Consider the following 13679-nt stretch of genomic DNA (forward strand, 5'->3'; position numbering starts at 1 on the left):
GCTCTCCCGACCATCCGAGCCTTCTTCGCCCGAGGAGCAAGAACCCGATGTCCAACCCGTCCAACGAAGAGAAGCTGGTCGAATACCTCAAGCGGGTGACCGTCGATCTGCAGAAGGCGAACCGCCGGATCTCCGAAATGGAGGCCGCCGACGCCGAGCCGATCGCCATCATCGGCATGGCCTGCCGCTTCCCCGGTGGGGTGACGACACCGGACGACCTGTGGAAGCTGGTGGAAGCCGGCACGGATGCCATCAGCGAGTTCCCCACCGACCGCGGCTGGGACCTGGAGTCCCTGTACGACCAGGATCCGACCCGCCCCGGCACCGCGTACACCCGCGAGGGCGGCTTCCTCCACGACGCCGGCCTCTTCGACCCCGCGTTCTTCGGGATCTCGCCCCGTGAGGCGCTCGCCATGGACCCGCAGCAGCGGCTGCTGCTGGAGACCGCCTGGGAGACCTTCGAGCAGGCCGGTATCGACCCCGACACCCTGCGCGGCAGCCGGACCGGCGTCTTCGCCGGGGTCATCGAGCAGAGCTACCTGGGCCTCGACGGTCCCGAGGAGTTCGAGGGCTACCTGCTGACCAGCAAGCTCTCCAGCATGGCCTCGGGCCGCGTCGCCTACGCACTCGGCCTCGAGGGCCCCGCGCTCTCCGTGGACACCGCCTGTTCCTCTTCGCTCGTGGCCCTGCACCTGGCGGCGAACGCGCTGCGCCGCGGCGAATGCGAGATGGCGCTCGCGGGCGGCGCCACGGTCACCGCCACCCCCGGCGGTTTCGTCGACTTCTCCCGGCAGCGGGGGCTGGCGCCCGACGGCCGGATCAAGTCCTTCTCCGGCGACGCGGACGGCACCAGCTGGTCGGAGGGGGTGGGCCTGCTGCTGGTGGAGCGGCTTTCGGATGCCCGCCGCAAGGGTCATCGGGTGCTTGCGGTGCTGCGTGGTTCGGCCGTCAACCAGGACGGTGCGTCGAATGGTCTGACGGCGCCGAACGGTCCGGCGCAGGAGCGGGTGATCCGTCAGGCTCTCGCTGATGCGCGGCTGGGTGTGGCGGATGTGGATGTGGTGGAGGCGCACGGTACGGGTACCCGGCTCGGTGACCCGATCGAGGCGCAGGCGCTGCTGTCCACCTACGGCCAGGGCCGGCCTGCCGACCGGCCGCTCTACCTCGGCTCCCTCAAGTCGAACATCGGCCACACCGTCGCGGCGGCCGGCGTGGGCGGCGTCATCAAGATGATCCAGGCCATGCGCCACGGCATCCTCCCCAAGAGCCTGCACATCGCCGAACCCACGCCGATGGTCGACTGGGAGTCCGGCGCTGTCGAGCTGCTCACCGAGGCCCGCCCCTGGCCTGCGACCGGCGCCCCGCGCCGGGCGGCCGTCTCCTCCTTCGGTGTCAGCGGCACCAACGCCCATGTCGTCATCGAGCAGGCGCCCGACGTGAGCGTTGCCGGTGCGGGGGAGGGGGCGGCGGGTCCGGACGCCGCCGTGCCCGTGGTTCCGTGGGTGGTGTCCGGGAAGACGGCGGATGCCTTGCGGGAGCAGGCGCGCCGTCTGCACGAGCGTGTCGTGTCCGACGCGTCGCTCCGTCCTCTCGACGTCGGGTTCTCCCTCGCAGCCGGCCGTGCCGCCCTCGATCACCGGGCCGTGGTCACCGGTGCGGATCGTGAGGGGTTGCTCGCCGGCTTGGAGGGGATTGCGGGCGGGCTGCCGGATGAGGGTGCCGGGGTTGTGGTCGGTCAGGTTCTGGGCGGTCGGTCCGCGTTCCTGTTCACGGGCCAGGGTGCGCAGCGTCCGGGCATGGGCCGTGAGCTGTACGAGGCCTTCCCGGTCTTCGCGGCTGCCTTCGACGAGACGCTGTCCCACCTGGACGGCTCGCTGCGCGAGGTGGTGTTCTCGGGTGAGGGCCTGGACCAGACGGGTCACACGCAGCCTGCCCTGTTCGCCCTTGAGGTCGCGCTGTTCCGGCTGGTCGAGTCGTGGGGTGTGAAGCCCGACGTTCTGGCCGGTCACTCGATCGGCGAGATCGCCGCCGCACATGTGGCAGGTGTCCTGTCGCTTGAGGACGCCGCGGCCCTGGTGTCGGCGCGCGGCCGTTTGATGCAGGCGCTGCCCGCCGGTGGTGCGATGGTGGCCGTGCAGGCGTCGGAGGAGCAGGTTCTCCCGCTGCTCGCCGGCCGCGAGGCGTCGGCCGGCATCGCGGCGGTCAACGGTCCGACGGCGGTGGTCCTTGCGGGCGTCGAGGCCGACGTCCTGGAGATCGCCGGTTCGCTGGGGGTGAAGTTCAAGCAGCTCGCGGTCAGCCACGCCTTCCACTCGCCTCTGATGGAGCCGATGCTGGAGGACTTCCGCCAGATCGTGGCCGGGCTCACGCTCAACGCCCCGCAGATTCCGATCATCTCCACGGTCACCGGCCGGCCGGCCACGGCGCAGGAGCTGACCTCGGTCGACTACTGGGTCGACCACGTCCGCCGCCCCGTCCGCTTCGCCGACGCGGTCCGCACCATCGCGGCCCAGGGCATCCAGTCCCTGCTCGAACTCGGCCCCGACGCCGTCCTGTCCGCCATGACGGCGGAGGTCGAAGGTCTCACGGCCTCGCCGGCGCTGCGCAAGGGCCGTCCCGAGCCCGAGCAGCTCGTCACCTCCCTCGGCCGGCTGTTCACCCAGGGCGTCCCGGTCGACTGGGCGGCGTACTACGAAGGCTCCGGCGCCCACCGCGTCGACCTGCCCACCTACGCCTTCCAGCACCAGCGCTACTGGGTCGAATCGGCTCCCGGCACCGACGCCGCCGCCCTCGGCCTGGCGCCGACCGGTCATCCGCTCCTCGGTGCGGCGGTCGCCGTCGCAGGCGGCGACCAGGCCGTGTTCACCGGCAAGGTGGCGCTGCGTACCCACCCCTGGCTCGCGGACCACACGGTCTCAGGTTTTCCGGTACTGCCCGCGTCGGCCCTGGCCGAGCTGGCAATCCGGGCGGGGGACGAGTTCGGGGCCACCGCCCTCGACGAACTCGCCTTGGAGGCCCCCTTGGTGCTGCCGGAGCGTGGCGCCCTGCAGCTCCAGGTCGGCGTCGGTGCCCCCGATGCCGCCGGCCGCCGCCCGGTCACGGTGCACAGCCGTCCCGACGAGTCCGACGCGCCCTGGACGGGGCATGCCCACGGCACGCTGAGTGTCACCGTTCCCGGGCCCGCCTTCGATCTGAGCGCCTGGCCGCCGGCCGACGCCGAGGAGATCGCCCCCGAGGAGCTGTACGCCGAACTGGGCGCGGCCGGTCTGGAGTACGGGCCCGCGTTCCGCACCCTCACCGCCGCTTGGCGGTGGGGGGACGAGCTCTTCGCCGAGGCGCGGCTCGCCGAGCAGAGTGACGCCGAGGGATTCGTGCTCCACCCGGCACTCCTCGACGCGGCACTGCGCCCGATCCTGGCCGGCGCCGACGGAACTCCGGCCGTCGCGCACTGGCAGGGAGTCCGGATGTACGCGACGGGCGCCACCGCGCTGCGCGTCCGGATCACCCCCGACAGCTCCGGTACCTTCCGCATCCACCTGGCCGATCCGGCCGGGCGGCCCGTCGCCGCCGTCGACGCGGTTGCCGTACGCACCATCGACAGCGGGGCGCTCGCGGCCGCCGCCGACCGGCGCGAGGAGGCGCTCTTCCACATCGACTGGACGCCGCTCGCGCTCGGCCGAACGGACGAGCCCCGCCCGGCGACGCTGGGCGCGGACGGCGGATTCAGGACACCCGCCGAGGTGGCCGAGGCTGTCGCGGCGGGCCGGACCGTGCCCCTGGTGATCAGCCGGATCTCCGCGTCGCCGTACGCGTCGCTGCCCTCGTCGGTGGGGAGCGCCACGGAGGAGGCCTTGGCCCTCGTACAGGAGTGGCTGGCCGATGACCGTCTGGAGGACACCCGGCTGGTCGTGGTGACCTCGGGAGCGGTGGCCGCCCGGCAGGGTGAGGACGTCACCGACCTGGCGGGGGCCGCCGTCTGGGGGCTCTTGCGTTCGGCCCAGTCGGAGTTCCCCGACCGGATCGTCCTCATCGACGCCGACGCCGACGCCGACGCTGAAACCGGTGCCGCCGCGCACGAGTACGTCGCCCAGCTCGCCGCGTCCGGCGAACCCCAGGCCGCCCTGCGCGCGGGCCGGGCGTACGTCCCCCGCCTGGCCCGGCCCGCGCCGCACCCTGCGGCACCAGCCGCCATCCGCGCCGGCGCGGCTCCCGTGGCGGACCGGCCCGGCAGCCCGTGGAGCGCTGACGGCACCGTGCTGATCACCGGAGGCACCGGCAGCCTCGGCGCGCACTTCGCCCGGCACCTCGTGACGGTCCACGGCGTACGCCATCTCCTGCTCACCAGCCGTCGGGGCATGGCCGCGGCGGGAGCGCCCGAGCTGGCGGCCGAACTGACCGCCATGGGCGCCCGGGTGACCATCGGGGCGTGCGACAGCGCCGACCACGACGCGCTCGCGGCGCTCCTCGACTCCGTCCCGGCCGGGCATCCGCTCACCGGAGTGGTCCACGCGGCGGGCGTCCTGGACGACGGTCTGATCGGCTCCCTCACCCCGGCGAGGCTGCGAGCGGTGCTCCGGCCCAAGGTCGACGCCGCGTGGAACCTGCACCGCCTCACCCGCGACATGAACCTCACCGCGTTCGTCCTGTTCTCCTCGATCGCCGCGGTCGTCGGCGGCCCCGGCCAGTCCAACTACGCCGCCGCGAACGGGTTCCTGGACGCCCTGGCTCGGCACAGGCACGCCCGGGGGCGGCCGGCCACCTCGATCGCCTGGGGCCTGTGGGAGCAGGAGGGCGGAATGAGCGGCCACCTCGGCGAGGCCGACCTCGGCCGCATCGCCCGCAGCGGATTCACCCCGGTCCCCTGGGAGCAGGGGACCGCCCTGTTCGACCTCGCCGTCGCGTCCGGCCGCCCCGACATCGTCGCCACCCCGTTGGACACAGCCGTCCTGCGTGAGCGGGACTCCAGGCCTGCGGCGGTCCTCGGCTCGCTGGTACGGCTTCCGGCGCGCCGCCTGGCCGCCCAAGACGGGGAGGGCGCAAGCGGTTCACCGGCCGAGCAACTCGCCGAGAAGCTCGCCGGGCTCGATCCGGCGGGCCGGCGGCAGGCCGTCCTGGACGCGGTGCTCGCCCGGATCGCCGAGGTGCTCGGCCACGCCGACACCTCCGCGATCCGGCCCGACCAGCCGCTGCCCCTGCTGGGGTTCGACTCCCTGACCTCCGTGGAGCTGCGCAACCGGCTCGGCGTGCTGACCGCTGCCAAGCTGCCCGCGACGCTCGTCTTCGACCACCCCACGCCCGCCGCGCTCACCGAGTTCCTGATCTCCGTGCTCGCCGCCGACTCCGGACCGGCCGCCGCGCCGGTACGCGAGGAGAGGGGCTTCGCGGCCGAAATCCGGCTCGCCGAGGACATCCGGCCCGAGGGCGACGTGCTCCGGGTGGCCGAGGACCCGCGGGAGATCCTGCTCACCGGAGCCACGGGCTTCCTCGGCGCCTTCCTGCTGCGGGACCTGCTGCGGACCACCGAAGCCCGCATCCACCTGCTGGTGCGGGGCGCCGACGGGGCGGACGGGCTGGCCCGGCTGAAGGCCAACATGGAGTTCTACCGGCTGTGGGACGAGGTCGACCCGTCCCGTCTGGCGGTCCACACCGGTGATCTCGGTGAACGCCGGCTCGGCCTTCCCGAGGAGGAGTTCGACGAGCTCGCCCGCACGGTCGACGCGGTGTACCACAATGGGGCGCGGGTCCACTGGCTGCACCCCTACAGCGCCCTGCGCGACGCCAACGTAGCCGGTACCGAGGAGGTACTGCGGCTGGCGGCACGGCACCGGACCGTTCCCGTGCACTACGTGTCCACCGTCGGCGTCTTCGCCGGACCGCTGGAGGAGGGCAAGCCGCTGCGGGTCACCGACCCCACGGGGCCGGCCGAGGCGCTGCCGAGCGGTTATCTGCAGAGCAAGTGGGTGGCGGAGCAGATCATCGGCATCGCCCGGGACCGCGGCCTCCCGGTGAACATCTACCGCGTGGACGTGATCTCCGGCGATACGGTCAACGGTGCATGCCAGACACGGGACTTCGTCTGGCTGAGCCTGAAGGGCATCGTGCAGTCCGGGGCCGTCCCGAAGGACACAGCGGGCCGCTTCCACCTGCTGCCCGTCGACTACGTCAGCTCCGCGATCCTGGCCGTCTCGCGGCAGGAGTCCGCGGCCGGGGGGACGTTCCACCTGTTCAACCCGAGCTCGTTCAGCCTCGCCGAGAGCGTGGGCTTCCTGCGCGACCACGGATACGAGCTCACCGAACTGGACTGGAACGCCTGGACCGAGAGCGTGCGATCGGACCGGGACAACGCGCTCCAGCCGCTGCTGCACGCCTTCGAGATGATGACCTCGGACACGGACGGCTTCTACCCGCCGATCGACACCACCGAGACCGAAAAGGCCCTGATCGGCACGGGCATCGCCTGCCCGAAGCTGACCGCGGAACTCTTCGGGCGCTACGTGGAGTTCTTCGTCGAGGCAGGACACTTCCCGCCCGCGTAACCACGTGGTCCTGGGACGCGCGGAGGGGAGGTGGTCTTGACGGGCACCCCCCTCCGCGCCGACTCGATCACCTCGGGCCCGGCCGGCACCATCCGAAACAAACGGCCTACGTCGGGACGGCCGGGGCGAGCATCTCCTCGTGCAGGCGCCGGATCCAGGGGGAGAGCTCCAAACCCAGTTCGTCGCGCAGGACCTGGCGCACCTTCTGATAGGCGTGGAGCGCCTCCGGACGCCGGCCGGCCTGGTGCAGGGCCGAGATCAGCACCCCGTGGAAGCACTCGTTGAGCGGGTATTCCTCGACGAGCGCCCGCAGTTCGGGAACCATCGCGCGCAGCCGTCCCAGGTCCTTCATGGCCCCGATCCGCAGCTCGAACGCTCTGATGCGCAGTTCTTCGAGGCGGACGACGTGCCCCGCCAGAACGTCGCCGGTGCGGATGCTGAAGAGGGCGGAACCGTGCCAGAGCGCAAGCGCCCGGGTCAGTACGTCGACCGCCTCCTCGCTGTTGCCCATCCTCAGCTCGAACTCGCCCCGCGCCACCAGCTGCTCGAACAGCTTGATGTCGACCGAGGCCTCGTCGACCCGCATCACGTATCCGCCCGGCTGGGTGACCAGAGGGGACGGCCCGGCCTGCCGTGCGCCCGTGCCGCGATCCCCCTCCGCCAGCAGCCGGCGCGCATGATGCACATAGGTCTGCAAGGTGTTGAGTGCGGAGCGCGGCGGATTCTGCTGCCACAGCTCCTGAATGAGCATCTCGCGCGGAACGAATTCGTTGGCGCGCATGAGCAGCAGGGCCAGGAGCTGCGAGACCTTGGGTGTTCCTGGCAGCAACACCCTTCCGTGGTCCGTGAGGACCCGGAAGGGGCCCATCAGTTCGTATCGCAAGGCAATTGCTCCTTCCTGAAGCTTTGCATCAGACCTTTCGCGGGGTGTCGCCCCGGACGAGGCCCGAAGGGATAAGGGGCGATGTCGAGATATCCACCTACCTAACGATCTTACGGTGTCCGGTATGCGCAGAACGGGCCCGAGCCGGGCTGGGGTGACGTGCGCGAGCGCGGGGCAGAGCCGGTCGCGCAGGTGGCGTGTGAGGCAGATTTCCGCAGGTCAAAGGCGTCTCTGACGCATACTCGGCCGATGGTTCCGGTGGTCTGCGACAGGGCGGCGGGATGTGGTCACCCCCTCGCCGAGGCCGGCCACATACCGTATGCGCGTTTCTTTAATCGGGAGTTGGCCACTTCGGTTCAGGGGTGCGCGGCATCACTCGCCTTGGCCTGAACTCGGCATTCCCTGCGGCTTCCGACCGATGATCGGCCGCATACCGGAGGATGACTCTCCGCAGAGAGCAACGCCGTGCCCAGTGGGTATGTTTTGGGTCGACACGCCGGGCGAGCAGGCAATTCGACGCCGCCCCGGAAAGCGCGGAAAGCGAACGGTGACGGACAGTCGTCGGAGTCACACGGCTGTCGGACCGCAATGCGGTGCCGGCAGGCACCCACCACGAAGGAATCCACGTGAATCGTCATGGCGGAAATTACGCAGTCTCCTCGGACCGGACCATAGGTCGCCGGTCGCTGCTGAAGGCAGCAGGTGTCACGGCCCTCGCGTCCACGCTGGCCGCCACCACGGCCGGGCGGGCATCGGCCGTGGAGGAACTGGCCTGGGACGCGATCGTCATCGGCGCCGGCTACGCCGGTGGCACGGCTGCCCGTGAGCTGGCGGCCAAGGGCCTGAACACCTTGGTGCTCGAAGCCCGCGACCGGATCGGCGGCCGCATCTGGACCGGCTCCTTCGCCGGCGAGCAGGTCGACATCGGTGGTGGCTGGTTCGGGCCGGGCCAGACCAACGTGGAACGAGAGCTCCAGCGCTACCACATCACCACCAGCCTGGACGTGGCGGCCACCCGCGCGGTCATGCCGAGCGCCACCGGTTTCACAAGCCAGTCTCCGGCCGACGCCTTCGGCCACCTCGGCACGCTCTTCGGCCAGTTCTACGCCGGCTCCGAGACGTACTTCGAGCGTCCCCTGGAGCCGCTGTACCGAAAGGACCTGCTGGCGAGCGTGGACGCCACCTCGCTGGCCGCCCGGCTGGACCAGCTGGGCCTCTCGGCCACCGACCAGAAGTGGATCAACGGTTCCACCTCCGTCTTCGCCGGAGGCCCCAGCTCCTCCGGCGGCCTGGCGGGCATGGCCCAGTGGTTCCAGCTGGCCGGCGGCACGTACGAGGGCTTCGAGTCGACCATGAGCCTCAAGCCCGCGGGCGGTATGGTCTCCATCCTCAAAGCGATGTTCGCGGAGTCCACCGCCAGGATCCGGTACAACTCCCCGGTCACCGCGGTCACCGACACCGGCAGCGGTCTCACCAAGGTCAAGACGGCCGGCGGCCTGGTCTACCAGGCTCCCGTGGTCGTCGTCGCCGTCCCCGTGAACGTCTGGCGGACCATCACCTTCAACCCGGGCCTGCCCAAGGTGCACGCCGACGCGGCCCTGGAAGGCGTCGGGGTGCCGACCGCCACCAAGCTCTGGCTGCAGGTGAGCGGCGTTTCCGACGCCGTCTACGCCCAGGCGCCGGAGGGCTCCCCGATCCTGTTGATGCTGCCGCAGAAGCAGCTCGCCGACGGCAGCCGGCTCTACGTGGCCTTCGCCGGGTCCGGGCTCAACGTCTCCGACGCGGCGGCGGTCAAGGCGGCCGTGCGGGGTCTGGTCCCGGAAGCCACCGTGGTCGACTACCGGGCCATGCAGTGGGGCAAGGAGGCGTACACGCGCGGGGGCTGGGGCCTGCGCAAGCCGGGGCAGCTGCTGCGTCAGCTGCCGGCCATCCAGCAGCCGCACGGGCGCATGGTGTTCGCGGGCTCGGACATCGCGAGCGGCTGGTACGGGGCGTTCGTGGAAGGGGCCATCGAGTCCGGCCTCACCGCCGCACAGCAGGCTGCGGTCATCGCCGGCTGACGGACCGAAGGCGAAGAGCCCCGGCCGGGCAGATGCCCGGCCGGGGCTCCTTCGCTCCACATGTCAACAACACCGCACCGCACAACACACGTGCGGGCGGCGCCGATCGGCGCCGCCCGCACGCTGCTTGGTCCCTTGGTTCCGCACTCCGTGGTTCTTGTGCGCTACGCGCCTGCCGCCAGGGTCAGCAGGATCGCCTCGGTGGGGCAGACATCGAGGACGTCGCCCGCGTCCCGGACGTCCGCCGGGTCGTCGAGCTCGGTCTTGAGCGCGACCGCGTACCCGTCGTCGACCACCCGGAACAGCTTCGGGTGCATCGCCTCACAGGTACCCGCCCCGGTGCAGACGGTCTTGTCGACGGAGAGGATGTGTGTCATCGGTCCCTCACTTGCCGGTGGGGCGGGGCCCGTCGCCGTACAGGTCCACGGGGAGGGTCGGAAGGCTGCGCAGCAGCCAGTTCTCCTCGAACATGATCTCCGAACGCGGAATCGCGAGCCGCATCTGCGGGAAGCGGCGCAGCAGCGCGGGGACCGCGATACCGGTCTCCAGGCGGGCCAGGGCCGCACCCATGCAGTTGTGCAGTCCATGGCCGAGGGCCAGGTGCCGCGGGCCTTCGCGGGTGATGTCGAGGTGATTGGGGTCGGAGTACTTCTCGGGGTCGTGGTTGGCGGCCTGGAGTCCGGCGACCACAGGGGTGCCGGCGGGCACCGGAACCCCCTTGAACACCAGGTCCTCCTTGGCGATGCGGAACAGGCCGATGCAGAAGGCGCCGTCGTAGCGCAGGAACTCCTCGACCGCGGGCGCCACCAGCTCCTCCTTCTCGACCAGCAGCTTCTGCTGCTCCGGGTGGTCGAGCAGGCCGAGGACGGCGGAGCCGATCAGATTCCGGGTGGTGTCGATCCCCGCCATGATCATCACGGCGACCATGGAGACCAGCTCGTCCTCGGTCAGGCGGTCCTCGCCGTCACGCGCCTGGATGAACACGGACGTCAGGTCGTCGCCGGGGTTGCGGCGCTTCTCGACGATCAGTTCCCGGCCGTAGGTGACGATCTCCTCGAACGCCGCCGAGACCTCGGCCTCGTTGTCCGGGTTGCCCGGGTCGGCGTGGAAGGCGCGCTCGATGGCGTGGAGCATGTCGGCGAACCTGCCCAGCGGGAAGCCGAGGATCTCACCGGTCACGACCGCCGGGATCTTGCTCGCGAAGTCCATGACATCGGGACGGTCCGACTTCTCCAGGTCGTCGAGCGCCTCCTTCACGATGCGCTCGACCGGCTCCGTCCATGTCGCGGCGCGACGAGGGGTGAAGGCCCCCATCGCCAGCTTGCGGACACGGGTGTGATCCGGCGGGTCGAGCACCGTGATAATACGGCCGATCAGCGTGTCGCCGCCGAATATCATCCCCGACTTCTTGAACTGCTCGCTGCCCCAGGCGGCCCCGTCATTGCTGAACCGCTGGTCGCTCAGCAGCTCCTTGACATCGTCGTACCGGGAAAGGAAGAGCATCGGCACGTCACCGACGGGGAAGCGGAACGGATGGACCGGAGAATTGATCCGGAGCCAGTCGTACACCGAATAGGGATCCTGGTAGTACGCGGAATCGAATAGTGCGGGAGCCTCTTGAGTGTTGGTCATGCGGGTCTCCTGAATTCGACCGGTCAGATGTAATCGGTACGGGGCTCGAGCCCCAGCAGGACACGGCCGTGCGCCTCCAGGGAGCTGACCGGAGTGAGCAGGCCGTGGAGGGACAGCGCGGTGATGTCCCGGAAGACGCGCTGGAAGGGGTTGCTGCGCAGAATCGTCGACGCCGAGCTGATGGCGTAGAGCGTCTCCACCGCTTCCTTCGTCGTCTGCACGACGTAGCCGACCTGGCCGCGGATCGCGGCCTTCTCCTGGACGGTCAGCTTCTCGCCGGCGTCCTCCCTGCTCTGGATGACCGACAGCCACTTCTCGGCGAGCGCCTCGCACGCCGCGACCTTGTTGGCGGCGACCGCCAGCTGTACGTGCGTGTGCGGGTGCTCGGCCTGGTCCGTCCACTCGGTGTAGGTGATGGCCTTGCCGGGGGTCCGCTCAATGAAGATGTCCACGGCGGCTTTGGCCAGACCGATGTACACGGGCGCGCACGTCGCCAGGATGTAGCTGGTCAGGCCGTAGTTGCGGCCGTTCAGGTCGGCGTTCCACCGGTCACGCGTCGAGGCGTCGAACACCGCGGCGTCCACCACGCGGTGGGCCGGTACGAACAGGTCCTTCACCGTGGAGGTCGCGCTGCCGGTGCCGGCTGCGCCGAAGACGTCCCAGTCGTCGGCGACCGTGACGCTCTCGCGCGGCACGATCGCGAAGAGCTCCTCGTGCTGCCCGTCCTCCCGCTCGACCAGTGCCGCGTGGACGTTCCAGTCCGCGCCGGCGACACCGGTGTTGAAACGCCAGGTCCCGTTGAGTACGTATCCGCCGTCGACTTCCGTGAGCGTGCCCGAGGGCGTGAACCCGCCGGAGATCCGGACGGATCCGTTCGCGAAGATCTCCTCCTGGGCCTTGTCCGGGTACAGCGTGGCGATCCAGGCGGTGGACACCCACACCATCGAGACCCAGCCCGACGACCCGTCGCCGCGCGCGATCTCCGTCAGGATCTCGGCCTGCTCGGCCACCGGCAGGTCCAGGCCGCCGAAACGCTCCGGGACGGCGATCCTGAAGACGCCAGCCTTTTCGAGAAGTGCGATGTTCTCGTCCGGAAGCTGCCGCTGCCTTTCGGTTTCCAGGCCATTGCTGCGCAGAGCCGGGATTATTTCCTTGACTGCATCGAGGACACCAGTTGCGACAGTGGCGGATGTGGTCATTTTTCCTCCGGGGATGACGGATCGATGCGCTGAATTGACGCGATCGGTCCAGTGCTGGCGCCTTGTGACGGGCCAACTCTAGCCATTTGGCTGTAATCCCCACCACATTCCGCAGTCATCCCTCGATCACTGGATCGATGACTCTTCATGAGAGTGAAATGATGGGAGTTCGTGATGCGCTTCATGATGATTTGGAAGTTCACATCCAGCCCGGCGCCTCAAACGCCGGCGGGGCTGAATTCAGCCCCGCCGGCGGTCCCCTCCAGCGGAAGCCGGGGGGTGAGGCGCGGGTCTGGGCGGAGCCCAGGGGACGGGTGGAGGGCGGGCAGGGGGCAAGGCCCCGTGCACCGGCACGGCAGAACGTCCGTGCCGGCGGGGTCAGCCCTCGCCGAAGGCGGCCAGCAGGCGGTCCGCCGCCAGGGTGGGTGTCAGGGAACCCTCCCTGACCGCCGCTTCGAGGCCCGGCGCGAGACCCCGTACCGCCGGACTGGAACGCAGCCGCTCCAAGAGCTCGTCGCGGACCATCGACCAGGTCCACTCCACCTGCTGGGCCGCCCGCTTCGCGGCGAGTCGGCCGCCTGCGTCCAGGAGGGTCCGGTGCTGTTCGAGGCGGTTCCACACCTCGTCCAGCCCGGCCGATTCGCGGGCGCTGCATGTGAGGACGGGTGGGGTCCAGGCGGCGTCGGCGGGGTGCATGAGGCGCAGCGCGCCCGACAGTTCACGGGCGGCGGCCTTGGCGTCGCGCTCGTGGGGGCCGTCGGCTTTGTTCACCGCGAGGACGTCGGCCAGTTCCAGGACGCCCTTCTTGATGCCCTGGAGCTGGTCGCCGGTGCGGGCCAGGGAGAGGAGGAGGAAGGAATCGACCATGCCGGCGACGGTGGTCTCGGACTGGCCGACGCCGACGGTTTCGACGAGGACGACGTCGTAGCCCGCCGCCTCCATGACGATCATCGACTCGCGGGTGGCCTTCGCGACCCCGCCCAGCGTCCCGGCCGAGGGCGAAGGCCGCACGAAGGCCGCCGGGTCGACGGACAGGCGTTCCATCCGCGTCTTGTCGCCGAGGATGGAGCCGCCGGTGCGGGTGGAAGAGGGGTCGACGGCCAGGACGGCGACCCGGTGGCCCAGCCCGGTCAGCATCGTGCCGAACGCGTCGATGAAGGTGGACTTGCCGACGCCCGGCACCCCGCTGATGCCGATCCGGCGCGCCTTCCCTGCGTGCGGGAGGAGCTCCGTCAACAGGCCCTGGGCCAGGGTCCGGTGCGCGGGCAGGGTGGACTCGACGAGAGTGATGGCGCGCGCGATGAACGCGCGCTTCCCGTCGAGCACCCCCTTCGCATAGGCCTCGATGTCGATCTTCGGCACCGGCGGC

The 13679-nt window shown here is 70.5% G+C and carries 7 protein-coding genes; 2 read left to right on the forward strand and 5 right to left on the reverse strand.

What is annotated here, in order from left to right:
- Positions 1-47: 47 nt before the first annotated feature.
- Positions 48-6536, forward strand: coding sequence for a type I polyketide synthase (locus J7E94_RS14130; protein ID WP_215015484.1), 6489 nt, complete (start codon positions 48-50; stop codon positions 6534-6536).
- Positions 6537-6642: 106 nt separating this feature from the next.
- On the opposite strand, the gene J7E94_RS14135 is transcribed toward J7E94_RS14130, so the two are convergent.
- On the reverse strand, positions 6643-7419 hold the full coding sequence (locus J7E94_RS14135; RefSeq protein WP_215015485.1) for an AfsR/SARP family transcriptional regulator: 777 nt from the start codon (positions 7417-7419) through the stop codon (positions 6643-6645).
- Positions 7420-8045: 626 nt separating this feature from the next.
- Here J7E94_RS14135 and J7E94_RS14140 point away from each other — a divergent pair.
- The gene (locus tag J7E94_RS14140) at positions 8046-9479 is read left to right on the forward strand and encodes an NAD(P)/FAD-dependent oxidoreductase (RefSeq protein WP_215015487.1); all 1434 of its coding nucleotides are present in this window, start codon (positions 8046-8048) and stop codon (positions 9477-9479) included.
- Positions 9480-9643: 164 nt separating this feature from the next.
- Here J7E94_RS14140 and J7E94_RS14145 read toward each other — a convergent pair whose 3' ends face one another.
- The 4 genes from J7E94_RS14145 to meaB all read right to left on the reverse strand — a co-directional run bounded on the left by J7E94_RS14145 (position 9644) and on the right by meaB (position 13672).
- Entirely contained in the window at positions 9644-9856 is a 213-nt protein-coding gene (locus tag J7E94_RS14145) for a ferredoxin (RefSeq protein ID WP_215015489.1), read from the reverse strand.
- 7 nt (positions 9857-9863) lie between these two features.
- On the reverse strand, positions 9864-11111 hold the full coding sequence (locus J7E94_RS14150; protein WP_215015491.1) for a cytochrome P450: 1248 nt from the start codon (positions 11109-11111) through the stop codon (positions 9864-9866).
- A 23-nt stretch (positions 11112-11134) separates the two neighbouring features.
- Positions 11135-12310 (reverse strand): acyl-CoA dehydrogenase family protein, encoded by a 1176-nt coding sequence (locus J7E94_RS14155; RefSeq protein WP_215015493.1) that lies wholly within the window; start codon positions 12308-12310, stop codon positions 11135-11137.
- Between the two features lie 378 nt (positions 12311-12688).
- Positions 12689-13672, reverse strand: coding sequence for a methylmalonyl Co-A mutase-associated GTPase MeaB (gene meaB, locus J7E94_RS14160; protein WP_215015506.1), 984 nt, complete (start codon positions 13670-13672; stop codon positions 12689-12691).
- Between the last annotated feature and the right edge of the window lie 7 nt (positions 13673-13679).

Source organism: Streptomyces sp. ISL-94, assembly GCF_018614075.1.
In the GTDB taxonomy this organism is placed as follows: Bacteria; Actinomycetota; Actinomycetes; order Streptomycetales; family Streptomycetaceae; genus Streptomyces.

Bases quoted from the DNA above. Each gene is read 5' to 3' on its own strand.
- J7E94_RS14150 (WP_215015491.1), bottom strand. From the start codon at position 11,111: ATGACCAACACTCAAGAGGCTCCCGCACTATTCGATTCCGCGTACTAC.
- J7E94_RS14145 (WP_215015489.1), bottom strand. From the start codon at position 9,856: ATGACACACATCCTCTCCGTCGACAAGACCGTCTGCACCGGGGCGGGT.
- J7E94_RS14130 (WP_215015484.1), top strand. From the start codon at position 48: ATGTCCAACCCGTCCAACGAAGAGAAGCTGGTCGAATACCTCAAGCGG.
- J7E94_RS14155 (WP_215015493.1), bottom strand. From the start codon at position 12,310: ATGACCACATCCGCCACTGTCGCAACTGGTGTCCTCGATGCAGTCAAG.